At 68.8% G+C, this 18671-nt stretch carries 15 protein-coding genes; 3 read left to right on the top strand and 12 right to left on the bottom strand.

The window, feature by feature from the left end:
• Position 1: 1 nt before the first annotated feature.
• Both LVB77_RS02255 and LVB77_RS02250 read right to left on the bottom strand, forming a co-directional pair.
• Positions 2–1153 (bottom strand): efflux RND transporter periplasmic adaptor subunit, encoded by a 1152-nt coding sequence (locus LVB77_RS02255; RefSeq protein ID WP_232908603.1) that lies wholly within the window; start codon positions 1151–1153, stop codon positions 2–4.
• Positions 1150–4359 (bottom strand): efflux RND transporter permease subunit, encoded by a 3210-nt coding sequence (locus LVB77_RS02250; RefSeq protein ID WP_232908602.1) that lies wholly within the window; start codon positions 4357–4359, stop codon positions 1150–1152. Before LVB77_RS02250 ends, LVB77_RS02255 begins: the two co-directional genes overlap by 4 nt.
• A 240-nt stretch (positions 4360–4599) precedes the next feature.
• Here LVB77_RS02250 and LVB77_RS02245 point away from each other — a divergent pair, with 240 nt between their 5' ends.
• On the top strand, positions 4600–5532 hold the full coding sequence (locus tag LVB77_RS02245; RefSeq protein WP_232908601.1) for an AraC family transcriptional regulator: 933 nt from the start codon (positions 4600–4602) through the stop codon (positions 5530–5532).
• Between the two features lie 10 nt (positions 5533–5542).
• On the opposite strand, the gene LVB77_RS02240 is transcribed toward LVB77_RS02245, so the two are convergent.
• The 7 genes from LVB77_RS02240 to glnA all read right to left on the bottom strand — a co-directional run bounded on the left by LVB77_RS02240 (position 5543) and on the right by glnA (position 12485).
• Positions 5543–5902, bottom strand: coding sequence for a VOC family protein (locus tag LVB77_RS02240; RefSeq protein ID WP_232908600.1), 360 nt, complete (start codon positions 5900–5902; stop codon positions 5543–5545).
• Positions 5903–5926: 24 nt separating this feature from the next.
• Positions 5927–6787, bottom strand: coding sequence for an AraC family transcriptional regulator (locus tag LVB77_RS02235; protein ID WP_232908599.1), 861 nt, complete (start codon positions 6785–6787; stop codon positions 5927–5929).
• 1010 nt (positions 6788–7797) lie between these two features.
• The gene (locus LVB77_RS02230) at positions 7798–9171 is read right to left on the bottom strand and encodes an ammonium transporter (RefSeq protein WP_232908598.1); all 1374 of its coding nucleotides are present in this window, start codon (positions 9169–9171) and stop codon (positions 7798–7800) included.
• 19 nt (positions 9172–9190) lie between these two features.
• Entirely contained in the window at positions 9191–9529 is a 339-nt protein-coding gene (locus LVB77_RS02225) for a P-II family nitrogen regulator (protein WP_232908597.1), read from the bottom strand.
• Between the two features lie 28 nt (positions 9530–9557).
• Positions 9558–10334: a TorF family putative porin gene (locus tag LVB77_RS02220; RefSeq protein ID WP_232908596.1), complete on the bottom strand. Its 777-nt coding sequence runs from the start codon at positions 10332–10334 to the stop codon at positions 9558–9560.
• Between the two features lie 218 nt (positions 10335–10552).
• Positions 10553–11008: a GNAT family N-acetyltransferase gene (locus LVB77_RS02215; RefSeq protein ID WP_232908595.1), complete on the bottom strand. Its 456-nt coding sequence runs from the start codon at positions 11006–11008 to the stop codon at positions 10553–10555.
• A 67-nt stretch (positions 11009–11075) separates the two neighbouring features.
• Positions 11076–12485 carry a type I glutamate--ammonia ligase gene (gene glnA, locus LVB77_RS02210; protein ID WP_232908594.1) on the bottom strand — a complete coding sequence of 470 codons (1410 nt, stop codon included), beginning with the start codon at positions 12483–12485 and terminating at the stop codon, positions 11076–11078.
• Between the two features lie 306 nt (positions 12486–12791).
• Here glnA and LVB77_RS02205 point away from each other — a divergent pair, with 306 nt between their 5' ends.
• Together LVB77_RS02205 and LVB77_RS02200 are read left to right on the top strand one after the other, a co-directional pair.
• The gene (locus LVB77_RS02205) at positions 12792–13673 is read left to right on the top strand and encodes an undecaprenyl-diphosphate phosphatase (RefSeq protein WP_232908593.1); all 882 of its coding nucleotides are present in this window, start codon (positions 12792–12794) and stop codon (positions 13671–13673) included.
• A gap of 126 nt (positions 13674–13799) precedes the next feature.
• Complete coding sequence (locus LVB77_RS02200; protein WP_232908592.1) at positions 13800–14609, top strand: META and DUF4377 domain-containing protein; 810 nt, start codon at positions 13800–13802, stop codon at positions 14607–14609.
• Between the two features lie 174 nt (positions 14610–14783).
• Here LVB77_RS02200 and LVB77_RS02195 read toward each other — a convergent pair whose 3' ends face one another.
• The 3 genes from LVB77_RS02195 to LVB77_RS02185 form a co-directional block, all read right to left on the bottom strand.
• Positions 14784–15350 (bottom strand): RDD family protein, encoded by a 567-nt coding sequence (locus LVB77_RS02195; RefSeq protein WP_232908591.1) that lies wholly within the window; start codon positions 15348–15350, stop codon positions 14784–14786.
• Positions 15351–15450: 100 nt separating this feature from the next.
• A complete protein-coding gene (locus tag LVB77_RS02190; protein ID WP_232908590.1) occupies positions 15451–16074 on the bottom strand; it encodes a YbhB/YbcL family Raf kinase inhibitor-like protein in 624 nt (207 codons plus the stop codon).
• Between the two features lie 363 nt (positions 16075–16437).
• A complete protein-coding gene (locus LVB77_RS02185) occupies positions 16438–18510 on the bottom strand; it encodes a tetratricopeptide repeat protein (protein WP_232908589.1) in 2073 nt (690 codons plus the stop codon).
• Between the last annotated feature and the right edge of the window lie 161 nt (positions 18511–18671).

Below are 18671 nucleotides of genomic sequence, written 5' to 3'. Positions count from 1 at the left end.
TTCAGGACTTGCGCGGCGCCGCCGGCGGCTTGATCCGCACCTTGTTGCCCTCGGCCAGCAGTGCGTTGGGCGCCTGCACCACGCGATCGCCGGCTGCCAGGCCGGACACGATCTCGATCTCGCTGCCCAGGTTGCGGCCCAACGCCACGCTGCGGAACTCCAGGGTCGAATCCTGGCGCAGCGCGGCCACGCGCGGACCGGCACCGCCCTGAATCACCGCCGACACCGGCACCAGTACCGCGGGCGCCGCACGCGGCACCTTCAATCGCACCTCGCCGACCATGCCGGCGGGAATGCGGCCATCGGCGTTGGGCAGGCGCAACTCCACGCGCATCGCGCCCAGATCGCGCGACAGGTTCTGCGCGCTGCGCGCGACCTCGGCCTGGAAGGTTTCGCCCGGCAACTCGGGGAAGCGCACCTCCGCCTGCAGGCCGGTGCGCACCTGCAAGGCGGCGCTTTGCGGCACGTCGATCACGATGCGCAGCGGGTCCAGCGCGTTGATCTCGAACATCGGCTGCGCCGAGGCCGCCGAGTCGGCGACCACGCGGTCGCCGCGCTCGATGTTGCGCGCCGCGACCACGCCGGCGAACGGCGCGCGCACGCTCTGGAATGCGCTGCGTTCGCGCGCGATGCTCAGGCGCGCCTGCGCGGCCGCGCGCGCGGCGACGGCGGCGTCGCGGTTGGATTTGCGGTCGCTGAACATTTCCTTGGAGATCGCACCGGAGCCCACCAGCACCTGGGCGCGGTCGAAATTGACCTGCGCCAGTTCCTGGTCGGCGCTGGCGCGGCCGAGTTCGGCGACGGCCTCGCGCACGCTCTGGTCGGCCTCGGGCGCGGAAATCGTCGCCAGCACCTGCCCTGCGATCACGCGATCGCCCAGGTCGACCTGACGCTCGCGCACGAAGCCGGTGGCGCGTGCGTAGATCTGCGCCGACTCGCCGGCGTAAGCGCGCGCGGGCAGGCGCAGTTCGAGTTCGCCATCGGCGGGCTTGGCGGCCACCGCCAGCACTTCCGGCGGGTCGGCGGCCGCTACGGTTTCGGCTTCGCTGCGCCCGCAACCGGCGGCCAGCGCCAGCGCGATCGCCAGGCCCAGCGCGCCGACGGCGCGGGTCGCGTAGGTCAGGGAACGGGGCGTGTGCGTGGACAGGTTCATGGCGTCGCTCCTGCGCCGGCGATGCCGGCGGCGGCGGTGGGTTCGGCCTGCGCGTGTCGCGCGGCGCGTCGTTTGATATGTCGGCCGAGCACGGCCAGGATCGAAGGCACCAGCACCAAGGTGGCCGGCGTGCCGAACAGCAGGCCGCCGATCACCGCGCGGCCCAGCGGCGCGTTCTGCTCGCCGCCCTCGCCCAGCCCGATCGCCATCGGCACGATGCCCAGCACCATCGCGCTGGCGGTCATCAGCACCGGACGCAGGCGCACGGCGGCGGACTCGTAGGCGGCCAGCTCGGGATCGTGGCCTTCGGCGATCAGACCGCGCGCGAAGCTGGTCACCAGCACGCTGTTGGCGGTGGATACGCCGATCACCATCATCACGCCCATCAACGCCGGCACGCTCAGCGGCGTGCCGGTGACGAACAGGCCGACCGCGGCGCCGGCGATCGCGATGGGCAGGCCCGACATCGCCACCAGCGGCTGGATCCAGGACTGGAAGTTCACCACCAGCACCAGGAACACCAGCACCGCCGACATCATCAGGCCGGCGGCGAGTTCGCCGTAGGCGCTTTGCATCTCGCCGGCCTGGCCGGCGATCTCGATGCGGTTGCCGGGCTTGAGCCGCGCTTCCATTTCCTTGGTGATCGCGCTCAGACGGTCGTAGACCGAGCCCAGGTCGGTGCCCTGCACATTGGCCAGCACGCTCATCGTCGGCGCCAGCGTGGTGCGGCCGATGCTGGCCGGCACCGTGCGCGGCGTGACCGTGGCGATGTTGCGCAGCAGGACGGCCTGGCCGTTGGGGCCGATGCGCAGCGGCATGTTCAACAAGGTGTCCATGTCGCCCAGGCGCGCCGGCGGCGCCTGCACCTGCACGGTGTAGGCGATCGCGTTGACGGTGTCGGTCCAGTACACCGGCGACACCGTGCCGGCCGAACCCAGCACCGCCAGCACCGCGCGGCTGGCCTGCTGCGTGTCCAGGCCGAGCTGGGCGGCGCGGGTGCGGTCGATCTTGACCTGGTACTCGGGCAGGTCCAGCACTTGGCGCAGGGCGACGTCGACCGCGCCCGGCACCTGCCGCAGGCGTTGTTCGATCTCGCGCGCCAAGGCGAGATTGCCGGGCACGTCGCGGCCGATCAGGCGCACCTCGAACGCGGCCGCGGCCGATCCGGCCAGGGTGCGGCTGGTCGCGTCCGGCGGGCGCTCGAACACTTTCACGTCGGGGAACTTCTGCGCGATGCGCTCGCGGATCCGCTGCAGGTAAACGCTGCTGGGGCCGTGCGGCGTGCGCAGCTGCAGCATCACCTCGGCCTCGAAGGAACCGACCACGGCGCTGTCGACCAGGGCCAGGTTGACCGCGTCGGGCACGCCGATCTGTTCGTAGACGGTTTCCAGTTCCTGCGCCGGCACGATGGCGCGGATTTCGCGCTGGACCTGGGTCAGGCGCGCGGCGGTCTCCTCCAGGCGCATGCCCGAAGGCATGCGCAGCTGCAGGCGCAACTGGCCGGCGTCGACCTGCGGGAAATACTCGCGGCCCAGCATCAGCGCCGACGCCGCGCCCACGCCAACGGTCAGCAGCGCCGCCAGCGCGAGCACGCCGCCGTGATGGCCCAGCCGCACCAGCAGGTCGTGGTGGCGCCCGCGCAGCGAGTCCAGGGTGTGTTCGACGCGATGGCTGATCGCCAGCAAGGCGCGCTCGGCGCGCCAGCGCGGCCGCGCGCGGCTTTCGATGTCGGCCGGCAGCAGCAGGTAGCACAGCACCGGGATCAGGGTGCGCGAGAGCAGGAACGACGCGGCCATGGCGAAGATCACCGCCAGCGCCAGCGGCGTGAACACCCAGGCCGACAGACCGGTCATCAGCAGGATCGGCGTGAGCACGATGCAGATCGCCACGGTCGATACGAATTCGGGGAACACCACTTCCCTGGCGCTGTCCAGGATCGCGGTGCGCACGTCCTTGCCCAGGGCGATGTTGCGGTTGGTGTTCTCCACGTCCACGACCGCGTTGTCGACCAGGATGCCGATCGCCAGCGCCAGACCGCCCAGGGTCATCACGTTGAAGGTGTAGCCCAGCAGATGCAGCATCGCCACCGACGACAGCAGCGCCAGCGGAATCGCCGACAGCACGATCAGGCTGGAACGCCAGGAGCCGATGAACACCAGCACCACCAGCGCCACCAGCAGGCCGACCAGCAGGGCCTCGTGCTGGATCGAACCGATCGCGTTGTCGACGAACACCGACTGGTCGAAGATCGGCTGGATGCGCATGCCCGGCGGCGCCGAGGCCTCGATCTCGGGCAGGCGCTCGCGCACCGCGCGCACGATCTCGACCGCCGACGCGCCGCCGAGCTTGATCAGCGCCACCGACACCGCGCTGGAACCGTCCATGCGCGCGACGTTGCTCTGCAGCGCGCCGCCGTCGCGCACCGAGGCGACGTCGCGCACGTAGATCACGCTGCCGTTGCGCGTGACCACCGGCAGGTCGAGGAACTCGGCCGCGGTGGCCGGGCTGGTGTCCAGCGAAATCTGCAGCTCGCGCGCGCCCTCGCGGATCGAGCCCGAGGGCAGGGTCGGGCTGCCGCGCTCCAGCGCCGTGGTGACGTCGCTGGAGGTCAGCCCGTAGGTCTGCAGCGCCGACGGGTCCAGGTCGACCATGATCTGCCGCGCCGCGCCGCCGTATGGCAGGGTCATGCGGATGCCGGGAATGGTTTGGATCTGCGATCGCAACTGCAGGCGCGCGTAGTCGTAGAGCTGCGCCTCGGTCAGCGAATCGGAGGACAGCACCAACTGCAGCACCGGCGTGCTGGACACGTTGTTGCGCACCACCAGTGGCGGCGAGGTGCCCGGCGGCATGCGCCGCAGGATGGTCTGCGAGACCGCGGTGATCTGGCCCAACGCGCGGTCCAGGCTGACCGTGGGCTGGAAGTCGATGCGCACGATGCTGGCGCCGTTGATCGACTCCGAGCGCACTTCCTTGAGGTCGTCGACGGTGTTCATGATCGCGACCTCGGAGAACGAGGTCAGCTTGGCCGCCATGTCCGCCGCCGGCAGGCCGTTGTAGGTCCAGACCAGGTTGATCGAGGGGATGCCGACCTCGGGCAGGATGTCGGTGGGCATGCGCCGCGCCGACAAGGTGCCGAACAACAGGATCAGGATGGCGAGCACGCCGATGGTGTAACGGCGGTCGAGCGCGTATTGGACGATCCACATCGCGACGGTTCCCGGTGCGAGGGGACCGCGGCCGGAACGTCGGGGCGGGGCGCGCGGGCGCCACGCCGGGGCGGGCCCGGTCGGGTCGGGGGGAGACGGCTACCTTAGGCGGCCGCCCCGTCGCAGGGTTAGTACGATGCTGTCGAATCGTTGCCCAATCCTGCAATTTCGCCGGTCGACCCCGCCTACCGACAGGATCTGCAAACATAATCCCGCCATCCCCGCCGGATGCTGGAAGCCATGAACGCCAATACTTCCGCCGAGTCGATCGCCCGCCAAGCGGCCTGCACCCCGCAGGCGGAGCTGGCCGACCGGATTGCCCGATTGACCCCCGAGGACGGCGTGCACGCCACCGCCGTGCCGCAGCTGTACCTGATGCGCTCCAGCACGCCGACGCCGTGCCGGCCGACGGTGTACGAGCCGCGCCTGTGCATCGTCGCCCAGGGCAGCAAGGTCGCGATGCTGGCCGGCGAGACCTACCACTACGATCCCCTGCACTACCTGGTGGTGTCGGTGACCCTGCCGATGATCGGCCAGGTCATCCAGGCCACGCCGGAGGAGCCCTATCTCTGCCTGCGCCTGGACATCGACCCGGAAGAGATCGCCGCGCTGATCCTGGACGCCGGCCCGCAGGCGCACTCCGGCGGCATCGACCGCGGCCTGTACGCCGCGCGCGTCAACGAACCCTTGCTGGATGCGGTGCTGCGGCTGATGCGCCTGCTGGAAACGCCGGCCGACCTGCCGGTGCTGGCGCCGATCGCCCTGCGCGAGATCTACTACCGCGTGCTGGTCGGCGACCTCGGCCACCGCCTGTGCGATCTGGCGGTGGCCGACACGCGCTCGCACCGCATCGCGCGTGCGGTGGAGCTGCTGCGCCAGCAGTACCTGCAACCGCTGAGCATCGACGATCTGGCGCAGTCGGTGCACATGAGCACCTCCTCGCTGCACCACCAGTTCAAGGCCGTGACCACGATGTCGCCGCTGCAGTTCCAGAAGCAGCTGCGCCTGCACGAGGCGCGCCGTCTGATGCTGATGGACGGCATCGAGGCGGTCGCGGCCGCGCACAAGGTCGGCTACGAGAGCCCCTCGCAATTCAGCCGCGAGTACAAGCGCCTGTTCGGCGCACCGCCGCGCTCGGAGATCGAACAGGTACGCGGCGCGCGACTGGCTTGAGCGCGCCCGCTCAGTCCATGCACACCGCCTCGACGTTGTGGCCGTCGGGGTCGATCAGGAACGCGGCGTAGTAACTCGGGCTGTAATCGGCGCGCAGGCCGGGCGCGCCGTTGTCGCGGCCGCCGCCCTGCAGGCCGGCGGCATGGAAGCGGTCGACGCTGGCGCGGTCGGGCGCGCGGAAGGCGACGTGTCCCTGGCCGGCCGCCTGCGCGTCCTCGTACAGCCACAGTGCCGGCGCGCCGTCGGGCCCCAGGCCGGCACCGCCGTCGTAGCGCGAATCCAGGCGATGCCCGAGCGCGCCCAGCGCGGCTTCGTAGAAACGCAGGCTGGCATCGAGATCGCGGACCTTCAGGCCGATATGGTCGTACATGGCGGAACCTCCTGGGATGGAGGCTCAGCTTGCGGCGTGAGCGCGGATGCGTTCTTGGAGAATCTTGCGGTCGCCGCGCGCGGCGCGACGGAACCCGCGCGGCGACACGCCGGCGGCGCGGTGGAAGGTGCGCACGAAGTTGGACAGATCGGCGAAGCCGCTGTCGTAGGCGACCTGGGTGATGCTGCGCTGTTCGTCGGCCAGCAACGGCACCGCCCGCCGCAGCCGCGCGCGCAGCAGGTACTGATGCGGGGTGACGCCGAGCACGGCCGAGAACAGGCGCAGGAAATGGAAGGCGCTCACACCCGCGCCGGCGGCGGTGCGCTGCAGATCCACCGCCTCGTGCGCATGCGCGTCCAGCCACAACGCGGCCTCGATCGCGCGACGGCGGTCGCGCGCCTGCGCGCGCATCGGCGCCGCATCGCGCCCGCCGACCAGGCGCAGGTAGCGCTGTGCGAACAGCAGGCCCAATTCGTCCAGCCCGAGTTCGCTGCGCCCTTCGGCCGCGGCCTGGGCCAGCTCGCCCAGCACCATCAGCTCCGGCAGCGGCGGCAGGCCGGCGGCGACCCAGGCGCCCGGCGGGCAACGGCAGGGGCCGGCCAGCTCCTCGGCCAGCGCGGGCGCGAAATGGAAGGACAGGCACTCGTCGCCGCACAGGTGATGATCGTGGCTGCAGCGGTACTCGTCGCCGGGACGCCCGATCAGCACCGAGCCGGCGACCAGTTCGTAACTGCGCCCGCGCGTCTGATAACCGAAGCTGCCGCGACGCACGTAAGCCAGCGAATGGCGCTCGTGCAGCTCCACGAACGCAACATCGCCCGGCCCGGAGTCGCAGCGGTAATCGACCACCGTAAGCGGACCTTGCAGCAGCGGGGTGACGTGCATGCGCCGATGCTAGCACCGCGCCAGCGACAGGGTTGGCCGCATCTTGCGAAGCCGCGTCGACCGGCGATAACCGTTGTTTTCTCACCCCGCACCCGCCCGCACGACGCGACGGTGCGGTTCGCATCCGCTCACCGCACCCCACACCCCATCCGGCCGTTGCCGTTGCCGTTGCCGTTGCCGTTGCCGTTGCCGTTGCCGTTGCCGTTGCCGTTGAGTTTGCTCCGGCATTGAAGTCCATTGACCCGAAGTCACACAACCATCCCCAGACCCGGAGGGCGGCGCGCAGGACGCGCGCCGTTTTTCGATAAGACAGGGATGTCTTATCGAAAAATCCCGGCGCAAGTTCCGAAGCCACACGGGAGCTTCTGGCTCAAGCCCTTCTCTTTGGTTACTTTCTCTTGGGCTAGCAAGAGAAAGTGACCCGCATGCGCAGCAGGCGGAAGCCTTTGACCTTCGGTCAGAAGAAACGAAGCAACATCAAAGGCAAATCCTCCCCAACCCTCCTTTGTTAAAGGAGGGAGCTAAAAGCGCGACGCTGGAGCTTGAAGGCCATCGGAGCCGGATAGGCGCGGCAACCGGGATTCGCGGTCGCGGCTCACGCCGCTCCTACAGAAAGCGCGAGCAAGAGAAAGTGACCCGCATGCGCAGCAGGCGGAAGCCGTTGACTTTCGGTCAGAAGAAGCGAAGACAACAGCAACAGCAAATCCTCCCCAACCCTCCTTTTCCAAAGGAGGGAGCTAAAAGCACAGCATCGGTTTCTGAAGGGCAATCAGAATCGGACAAGCGCGATCGCCGGAGTTCGCGGTCGCGGCTTGCGCCGCTCCTACAGGGGCTACGGCGACAACGCGACTAATCGACAACCCCTTGCAGCAGCGGCGCGGAACCGCGCAAGGCTACGGTTCGTGCCGCTACGGCGTTTGCAGAATCGCGCGGTCCGCGCCGCTGCTGCCAAGGGTCGGTCGATGACGGCTCATAAGCCGGGCCGGAGGCATGCCTCCGGCCCGTCACGATCAATGCTCGTACGCCGACTCGCCGTGCGACGTGATGTCCAGCCCCTCGCGTTCGGATTCCTCCGCCACGCGCAGCCCCAGCGCCCGCTTCACCACGCCGAAAGCCAGCACCGAGACCAGACCCGACCACACCACCGTGATGCCCACGCTCAACGCCTGCACCCCGACCTGCGCCGCGATCGAATCGTTGCCCGCGCCCAGCCCGAAACCGCCCAGCGACGGCGAACTGAACACGCCGGTGAGCAAAGCGCCGACGATGCCGCCCAGGCCGTGCACGCCGAACACGTCCAGCGCGTCGTCGGCGCGCAGCAGGCGCTTGAGCCCGTGCACGCCCCACACGCAGACCACGCCCGCGATCGCGCCGATCGCGATCGCGCCCATCGGCCCGACCGTGCCGCAGGCCGGCGTGATCGCGACCAAGCCGGCCACCACGCCCGAGGCGCCGCCCAACATCGACGGCTTGCCCTTCATCACCGCCTCCACCAGGCTCCACGCCAGGGCTGCGGCCGCGGTCGCGAGCAAGGTGTTGAGGAAAGCCAAGGCCGCGCCGGCCGTCGCCTCCAGGTTGGAGCCGGCGTTGAAACCGAACCAGCCCACCCACAGCAAAGACGCGCCGATCATGGTGAAGGTGACGTTGTGCGGCTTGATCGCCTCGCGCCCGTAGCCCACGCGCTTGCCGACGAAGTAGGCCCCGACCAGGCCGGCGACGCCGGCGTTGATGTGCACCACCGTGCCGCCGGCGAAGTCGATCGCGCCCTTGGCGAACAGATAGCCGTCGGGCCCGTACCAGACCATGTGCGCGATCGGCAGATAGGCGAAGGTGAACCACAGCGCCGAGAACAGCAGTACCGCCGAGAACTTGATGCGCTCGGCGAAGGCGCCGACGATCAGCGCGCCGGTGATGCCGGCGAAGGTCGACTGGAACGCGACGAACACGTATTCCGGCAACGACACGCCGGCGCTGAAGGTCGCCGCCAACGTGTCCTTGTTCACACCGGCCAGGAACAGCTTGTCGAAGCCGCCGATGAACGCGCCACCGCCGCCGAACGCCAGCGAATAGCCGTAGGCCACCCACAGCAGGACGATCAGCGAGAACACCGCCAGCACCTGCATCAGCACCGACAGCACGTTCTTGGAGCGCACCAGTCCGCCGTAGAACAAGGCCAGACCGGGCACGGTCATCAACAGCACCAACAGGGTCGAAGTCAGCATCCAGGCGACGTCGCCTTTGTCGACGACGGGTTCGGCCGCGGCGACGGCCTCCTGCGCGCGCGCCGCGAGCGGCGCCAGCAGGGCGGCCAGGGGCAGCGCGCCCGAGGCCAGGGTTCGCAACGACCGCTCGCGCGAGCGGGAATCCAATGCATGCGTCTTCATATCGGTTCTCGCGTCAGGGTCACAGGGCGTCGTCGTCGAGCTCGCCGGTGCGGATGCGCACCGCGCTGTCCACCGGTTGCACCAGGATCTTTCCGTCGCCGACCTTGCCGGTGCGCGCGGCGTTCTGGATCGCTTCCAGCGCGGCCTCGAGCAGGCTGTCGGGTACGGCGCATTCGATCTTTAGCTTGGGCAGGAAATCGACGACGTACTCGGCGCCGCGATACAGCTCGGTGTGGCCCTTCTGGCGGCCGAAGCCCTTGACTTCGGTGACGGTGATGCCCGAAACGCCGACTTCGGTCAGGGCTTCGCGCACTTCGTCGAGCTTGAACGGCCGGATGATGGCGGTGATCAGTTTCATCTCGCAGCTCCATGGGTGCGTGGGCGCATCAGAACGCCTTGCTGAGGGTGAGGGTGAACGCGTCGCCGGCGATGTCGTTGCCGTGCGCGTTGGTGTAGAGCGCCTCTTGCGCATCGGTGTCGGTGTAAGCGGCGGCGATCGAGAATCCGTTGTCGAAGGCCTTGGTCACGCCGAGCTTCCAGTCGGTGTATTCGAAGACTTCGTTGTTCTCGATCCACTGCTTGCCGCCGTGCAGGTTCAACGTCCAGCCCGGCTGGAACGTCCAGTTGACCGTGGCGTCCAGGTAGCCGCTGCCGTCGGAGTCGGCGTAGCCGAACAGATCGGTGAGGGCGTGGGAGTACTTCAATCCCAGCACCACGGTCTCCACCGGCGTGACGGTGGCGCCGAGGTAGAACTCGGCGGTGTTCGGGCTGTTGAAGCCGCCCGGGTAGTCGCCCGGATACCAGTAGTACAGCGCGCCCACGTCGTAGGCGAAGGTCTCGCCGACCTTGCCGCGGTAGCCGGCGTAGGCGTCCAGCTCCAGGCTGCTGGAGATGTCGTCGCCGACGACGACGGTATCGGACAGCCAGCTGATGTTGCTGCCCCAGGCGCCGGCGTAGAAGCCGTTATCGGCGGCGTATTCGATGCCGCCCTGCAGGGCCGGCTCCTGGTTGGTCTGCGACACTCCCCTGAAGACGTAATCGCTGGTCAAGCTCACCGAGCCCGAGGTACCGGCGTGCGCGGGCGCGCTCGCCGCCAGGGCGAACGCGAGAGCGAGCGCGGCGTGCGCGGTCGCGGTGGTGCAGGCGTTGGTACGAGTCGACATGACGCAGGCTCCTCATAAGCGGTGGCCCCTCCCCGGTCATTGCTTCGTGTGTTTTCGGCATGGGCATTTCGTCGTGGCCCAGGCTTTTTTCGGGACGCAGCTGCCTTGCGGCGGGCCGGGCCCGTCGTTGGGGTCTCCTGGTTGTGGTGGTGGGCGTTGCAGTGATGGCGCGGAAAAGCGAGCGGCCCGTAGCTTTCGCCACGGGCCGCCGGGTAGGTCTACAACTGTTTGCTCATGAAGACGCTATTGGGATCGTCGACGTAGTCGGCGAAGGGCCCGCAGGCGCCGAAGCCGTGGCGCGCATACAAGCTGCGCGCGGGCGCGAATCCTTCCATCGAGCCGGTTTCCAGGCTCAACCGCCGATAGGCGCGTCGCCCTGCCTCGTCGATCAGATGCCGCAGCATCGCGGCCGCCACGCCCTTGCGCAGATGCCGCGCGGCCGTGCGCATGGACTTGATCTCGCCGTGTTCGGCATCGAGCTGCTTGAGCGCGCCGCAGCCGAGCAGTTCATCGCCCTGCCACGCGCTCCAGAAACTGATCTCGGGCCGGCGCAAGCCGTCCAGGTCCAGCGCATGGATGCTCTCCGGCGGCGACAGCTGCGCCATGCCCTGCAGATGCTCGCGCAGCAGCGCGATCACCTCGGGATGGTCCAGCTGGCCTGCACGGATCTGCATCGGTGCTCCTGGCGGTGGCGCGATCGCGGACGCGACGACGGCGAGCGCCGCCGTCGCGCTGCGCGGTTTAGACGGCGTAGTACATCTGGTATTCGAGCGGGTGCGTCGCCGCGCGGAACTTGGTCACTTCCTGCATCTTCAGCGCGATGTAGCCGTCGATGAAGTCGTCGGTGAACACGCCGCCGGCCTTGAGGAAGTCGCGGTCCTTGTCCAGCGCTTCCAGGGCCTGGTCCAGCGAATGGCAGACGGTGGGAATGCCCTTCTCCTCTTCCGGCGGCAGGTCGTACAGGTCCTTGTCGCTGGGCGCGCCCGGGTCGATCTGGTTCTTGATGCCGTCCAGGCCGGCCATCATCAGCGCGGCGAAGGTCAGGTAGCCCGACTGGATCGGGTCGGGGAAGCGCATTTCGATGCGGCGCGCCTTCGGGTTGGCCACGTACGGAATGCGGCAGCTGGCCGAACGGTTGCGGGCCGAGTAGGCCAGCATCACCGGTGCCTCATAGCCCGGCACCAGGCGCTTGTAGCTGTTGGTGCCGGAGTTGGTGAAGGCGTTGATCGCGCGCGCGTGCTTGAACACGCCGCCGATGTACCACAGCGCCATCTGCGACAGGCCGCCGTAGCCGTCGCCCGAGAACAGGTTGACGCCGCCCTTGGCGAAGGACTGGTGCACGTGCATGCCGCTGCCGTTGTCGCCGACGATGGGCTTGGGCATGAAGGTCGCGGTCTTGCCGTTGCGGTGGGCGACGTTCTTGATGATGTACTTCATCGTCAGCAGCTCGTCGGCCTTGGCGACCAGCGAGTTGAACTTGGTGCCGATCTCGCACTGGCCGGCGTTGGCGACTTCGTGGTGGTGCACTTCGACTTCGATGCCGACCTGCTCCAGGGTCTTGCACATCTCGGCGCGGATGTCGTGCAGCGAATCCAGCGGCGCGACCGGGAAGTAGCCGCCCTTCACGCCCGGACGGTAACCGCTGTTGCCGCCTTCGTATTCCTTGCCCGAGTTCCACGCCGCCTCTTCCGAATCGATGTGGAAGAAGGTGTGGCCCATTTCATTGGCGTAACGCACCGAGTCGAAGATGAAGAACTCGGGCTCCGGGCCGAAGAAGGCCTGGTCGGCGATGCCGCTGGACTTGAGGAAGGCCTCGGCGCGCTTGGCGACGCCGCGCGGATCGCGCGAGTAGGCCTGCATGGTGGCCGGGTCGAGGATGTCGCAGGTCAGCACCAGGGTCGGATCGGCGGTGAACGGATCCAGGAAGGCGGTGGTCGAATCGGGCAGCAGGATCATGTCCGACTCGTTGATGCCCTTCCAGCCGCTGATCGACGAGCCGTCGAACATCTTGCCGTCCTCGAACAGCGCCGGCTCGACGATGGACTTGGGGAAGGTCACGTGATGCTGCACGCCGCGCATGTCGGTGAAGCGCAGATCGACGAATTCGACCTTGTGGTCCTTGATGAGCTTTTCGACGTGTTCGAGGGACATGGGCTGGATCCGGAAGAGGAGGGAAAGGGCGTGCGGTGCGCGGCGCTGGTGCCGCCTGAGCTTAGTAAAGCAAGCGGCGTGCCAAGCTTTGGCGTAAATTATGTCATTGATTTTATTGACAAATAATTCTGACGCAACGCAACATTGCGCTATATTGGTGCTGAATTTTCCGCGCATGCACCAATTTGGGTCATTGGCGCTTTAGGATATCCTGACGCGGTTTTCGTCCTGCTGTCCTGGCGATTTCGTCCTGTCGTCCTGCTGTTCGCAGCGCCCTCCTCCCGCTTCCGCACGTCTCCCCACTCAATGACCGATCTGCTCGCCGCGCTGCTGTTAGGCATCATCGAAGGCATCACCGAATTCCTGCCGATTTCCAGCACCGGGCACCTGCTGATCGCACAGCACTGGCTGGGCCATCGTTCGGACCTGTTCAACATCTCGATCCAGGCCGGCGCGATCCTGGCGGTGGTGCTGATCTACCGGCAGCGGCTGTGGCAGCTGGCGACCGGTTTCCTACCGCGCAACCGCGCAGCCCTGGCCCGCGACGTCGAAACCTACGGCATGGACCTGGCCGCGCAGCGCGTGGTCCGGCAACAGAACAATTTCGACTACCTGCTCAAGCTCGGCGTCGCCTTCGGCGTGACCGCGGTGCTGGGCATCGTGGTCAAGAAGCTGGGCTTCGAGCTGCCCGACAAGGTGCTGCCGATCGCCTGGGCGCTGGTGCTGGGCGGCATCTGGATGCTGGTGGCCGAGCACTATGCGGCCAAGCGCGCGCTCGCGTTGGGCGAGCGCAGCAGCATCACCTGGACGGTGGCGATCCTGGTTGGCGTGGCGCAGGTGATCGCCGGCGTGTTCCCGGGCACCTCGCGCTCGGGCGCGACCATCTTCGTCGCCCTGCTGGCCGGCACCACCAACCGCGCGGCGGCGACCGAGTTCGCGTTCCTGGTCGGCATCCCCACCATGTTCGCGGCCACCGCTTACGAATTGCTGGACGTGATCGGCACGCCGGCGGCGGCCAACGAGGACTGGACCGCGCTGGCGGTCGCGTTCGCGGCCTCGGCGGTGACCGCGTTCGTGGCGGTGAAGTGGCTGCTGCACTACATCCAGAGCCATCGCTTCACCGCGTTCGCGTATTACCGCTTCGCGTTGGGCGCGGCCTTGCTGCTGCTGATGCCGTCGGGCAGCTGACGGACGGGACTTAGCGCGTCGTTCACTCTTCCTATGCGGCGCCTGAACGATCATGAACAGGCGCAACCCCGCGCACCACGCCGATGCGTTGGTATCGGCTCGTTACTCGCAATGGAAGACCGAATCATGAAGACCCTCGCCCCCGCCCTGCTCGTTCTGGCCCTGGCCGCTTGCGCGTCCAACACCGCGCCCACCGGTGCCGGCACCGATGCCGCCACCGGCAAAACCGACGCCGCCCAGACCGACGTTCGCCTGGACGCCTACCACTGGCGCCTGATCGGCGCGCAGGACAAGAGCGGCCAGCCGGTCGCGGTGCTGACGCCCAGCACGCAGCGCCCGCTGCAGCTGGATTTCAACGGCAAGCGCGTGAGCATCAGCGGCGGCTGCAACGGCGCCGGCGGCAGCTATACGCACGACGCCGGCACGCTGAGCTTCGGCGATCTCGCATCGACCCTGATGGCCTGCGAGGACAAGCGCCTGATGGATCTGGACAGCGCCGTCGGCGAGCGCCTGCGCGGCGCGCTGCCGGCGCGGATCGAAGGCGGCGCCGATGCGCCGCGCCTGCAACTCACCGCCGCCAACGGCGACCGGCTCAGCTTCGAGGGCGTGCCGACGCCGGCCACGCGCTACGGCGGCGCGGGCACGACGGTGTTCTTCGAGGTCGCGCCGCAGCGCGCGGCCTGCTCGCATCCGCTGATCCCGAACATGCAGTGCCTGCAGGTGCGCGAGCGCCGCTACGAGGCCAACGGCGTGGCGATCAAGACCGACGCCGCCTGGCAGCCGCTGTACCAGGACATCGAGGGTTACACCCACGAGCCGGGCGTGCGCAACGTGATCCGGGTGAAGAAGTACGACATCAAGAACCCGCCGGCCGACGCCTCGTCGGTGGCGTACGTGCTCGACATGGTGGTCGAGTCGGAGCTGACGTCGAAGTAAGCCCAGGCGACATCTGCTTTGGGGTAGGAGCGGCGTAAGCCGCGGCCGCGATCCAGCCGTTGTCGCGCGTTTGCGCGGCCGCGCGCACTCCGGGTCGCGGCTTACGCCGCTCCTACCCCAGAGCGCTTCTGTCGCGTCAGCGACGCACGCAGCGCGCCTGCCGGGGAAACGGCATCAGGGCGCGGGGTCCACCACCGGCTTGGACTGCGGCAGCACCTGCTCGCCGAACTGGCCGCTGATCGAATGCCGCACCCGGCCCGCGGGCGCGCCGTTGCGCGGGCGGTCGATCACGTAGGTGCGCGGCAGGGAGTCGTGCCAGCCGCGCTCGTCGCCGAACAGCAGCGACAGCGGCTCGAACGGAATGAACCGCGCCAGCGTGCGCCACAGCGCGCGCACGAAGCCCGGCGGGCGCCCGTACTCGTCGACCACGCGCGTGTTGGTGATCAGCTTGCCGATGGTGAAGCCGAACGCGCCTTCCATGAAGACGTAATACAGCGCAAACAGTGCGTAGCTGATCGCCGACTCGGTCAGCTGATCCATCTGCTCGATCCAGATGCCGACGGCGTCGCCGCCGACCACCGCCGCGGCGAACGCGATCAGGAAGGTCAGCACCATGATCGCGACGATGTCGATCAGCCAGTTGAAAAAACGCCGCCACTTGCCGGTGGACTGGATGTCCAGCTTTTCCGGCGACGCAGCGATCGCAGCGCTGGATGCGCTGTAAGGATTGTGTTCGTCCATAGCTCCCCCTATCGGCCGACCCATAACCAAGTTCCGTCGACCGCAGACGGGTCGACGGGATGCATCCGAACCACGCACCGCTCCCCGGCGGTCGCGGCGCTTACTTTACCGCCGGATTCAGGCTGTAAGTGCCGTAGGTGGCGGCCTCGGCCAGGACGTGGCCGTGCATCGCGCGCAGCACGTCGGCGGCGCCGAAGCGCTGGGGCAGGTCGAGGCGTTCGACGTCGAGCGCGAACACGCGGAAGAAATAGCGATGCAGGCGCAGGTCGTTGGGCGGCGGGAACGGGCCGTCGTAGCCGCGCCAGTCGCCGGCCATGTCGGCGTTGCCCGCGAACCAGCCGGTGTAGTCGTTCAGGCCCTGGCGCGCGCCGCCGGGTCCGGCCGGATCGGCCTTGCCGTGCGCGACCACGCCGTCGCTGCAGCTGCCGGCCGCGATCTCGCGCAGCTCGGCCGGCAGGTCGGCCATCGCCCAATGGCAGAAGTCCGCGCGCGGCTGCTCGACCGGAATTTGCACGTCGTCGCGGCCGACCATCTCGGCCACGGTGGGCACGTCGGGGTCGATGCACAGCAGCGCGAACGAGCGCGTCGCCGCGGGCACCTCGCTCCAGGCCAGATGCGGATTGCGGTTGGGCGCGAAGCCGTAGCCGTCGGCCGTGGGCTGGCCGGCGGCGAACTGCGCGTCCAGCCGTTGGCCGCGCTCGAAACTGTCGCTGTGGATACGCATGTCGCCTCCTGACGAGAACCGCGCCGATGCGCGCGCGTCACGGCATCGATCGATGCCGACAAATTACACCAGGACGATGCGCAGGCCCATGTCCGCCTTCATGCTCAGCAGCGCCTCGGCATTGCCTTTGGCGTCGTCGACCGGGTGATGGGTATGGCGCGTGCGGCGCAAATGCTTGAAGGTCTTGCCGGTGTCGGCGACCAGGCCCTAGTACAGCGAGCCCAGATGGATCGAGCTGTGGCCGAACGGATTGGCGTCGAGGAAGATGCAACTCAATATCTTCGCCTCGCCTGCAGCCGCCGGAGCCCTCTCCGGCGACCCGACGCGGGATGCGAACATCCCGCGTCCGTAAAACGGTGAAACTCAGGCCTCGGGATAGCCCAGACGCTTGGCCACCGGCGTCAGCACCGCGAACGCCTCGGCCAGCGGCTCGGCGAACGCGCGCCAGTGGCCGGACGGGAAACGCTGCGCGCCCACGGCCTCCGGCGGCATCGGCGCGATGGTGATCTCCAGCGCCTGCGCGATCGCGTCGGCCATGCCCTGCGCATCCTGCGAGATCGCGTCGAGCTTGATCAGGCGGTGCGGGAACAGGTCTTGCTCGTGCAGCGCAGCGATCTGGTTGAGCACCATCGCCATCCAGCGCGCGCCGGCTTCCGGCGAGTCCAGCCTGAACGGCGCCGGCGAGCCGTAGGCCAGCCAATCCAGCAGCATGTCGCGCGGATCGCGCAGCACCACCATCAGCACCGCTTCGGGCAGGTGCGGGCGCAGCGCCATCAGCAGCGCGTTGTCCCACCACAGCAGCCAGTCGAAGATCGCGCCGTCGTTGATGCCGCGCGTCGGCAGCGCGGCGCGCCACAGGTTGATCAGATAGGCCGGGTCCATCGAGCCTTCGATCAGCGCCTCGGCGGTGCCGTAGCGCTGCAGCGGATCGTTGGGCGGATTGGAACCGAAGCGGTCGGCGCGCAGCGGGCCGCCGGTCAGGTCGAAGTTCAGCGCGATGCGCTCGACCAGCGAGCCCGGCGGGCCCCACAGCAGCAGCACGCCCGGCGCGTTGTCCGGCAGCGGCGACAGGTCCGGCCAGTTGGTGCGCGGCGTGGTCACCGGCGGCAGCGGCAGGCGCTGGGGGGCGGCTTCGGCCTGCAGCTCGGCCCAGGTCGCGGCGGCGGCGCCGGGCTGGCCGGCGTTGTCGAGGGTGCGGCCCAGCAGGTGGCGCAGGGTCATCCGGACCTGTTCGTCGGGCGCGCGCGCGAGCAGGCTTTCCACGCGCGTGACCGCGGCGTCGGGATCGGACTGCATCAGGCTGTCGATGATGCGCAATTCCGACCGCGTGTCGCCGGGATTGAGTTCGACGATGCGGTGGGCGATGGCGTCGGCCTGTTCGCGTTCGCCGGCATGGTCGTGGATGGTGGCGCGCGCTTCCAGCGCCGGAATATGGCCGGGCATGGCCGCCATCCAGCGCTCGACGATGACGCGCGCCTCGTCGCCGGCGAAGGCTTCGAACAGCAGGCGCGCGCGCCACAGGTCGTCGCTCTGCGGGTGGGTGGCCAGCGCCGCTTCCAGCGTCGCGCGCGCGTCGTCGGCGTCCTCGAGGCGGCGCCAGGCTTCGATCAGCGCCGACAGAGTGCGGCGGTCGCGCGGCTCGGCGGCCAGCGCGGCGCGCAGGCGCGGCAGGGCGCTGTCGGTGCGGCCGGCTTCCAGTTCGATCTCGCCCAGCCAACGCTGCATGCCCGGGCTGGGATCGGCGTCGGCCAACGCCGTCAGCTCGTCGGCGGCTTCGGTCACGCGGCCCTGGCGGCGCAGCAGTTCGACGATCAGCACGCGCAACGACGGCGACGGCGAGGAGCTGCGTTCCAGCAGGCCGCGGAAGGCCTGCTCGGCGAAGGCGTGATGGCCCTTGGCGAGGTAGGCGAAACCCAGCGCGTAGCGCAGCTGCGGTTCGTCGGGCGAGCGCTCGGCGGCGCTGCTGAGCATGGACAGCGCCGCGTCGACGTTGCCGCGACGCAGCAGCAGGCTGCCTTCGACCGCGGCCACCTGCGGGTGGTCCGGGGCGATGCGCGCGGCGGTGCGGATCAGGCGTTCGGCCTCGTCGAGATCGCCGCGCGATACCGCCAGCTGCGATTGCACGATGTAAGCCGGGAACTGGTTCGGGTCCAGGCCGATCGCCTGCGCGAGCGCGGCCTGGGCCTGGTCGAGCTGACGGCCGTCCAACAGCAGGCCGGCGCGCTCCAGGTGCAGGTTGGCGTCTTCCGGCGCGATCGAGATGGCCCGGTCGATCGCGGCGATGGCGGCGTCGTTGTGGCCATTGGAGCGCAGCGCAGCGGCATGCAAACGGTGCGCGTGCGGGTCTTGCGGCTGCGCCGCCACCAGTTCCTGGGCGGCGGACAGTGCCTCTGCCGCCGCGCCGCGGCGCAGGGCATCGAGGGTGGTCTCGTACATGGGATTCGCGACTTCAGGCCAAACCCGCATTGTAGCGGGGTGAGGGGCGGCGTATGGGCTGCCAGCCGCGAGCGCACCGGCTGAAACTTCCGCGTATCGAGCCCCTCTCCCAATGGGAGAGGGGTTGGGGTGAGGGTCCGACTCGGGCGCATCGCTCCCGC

Source organism: Lysobacter sp. 5GHs7-4 (assembly GCF_021284765.1).
Lineage (GTDB): Bacteria > Pseudomonadota > Gammaproteobacteria > Xanthomonadales > Xanthomonadaceae > Lysobacter.
Note: the sequence above shows the minus strand (reverse complement) of the source record. Positions and strands in the feature narration are given on the sequence as shown.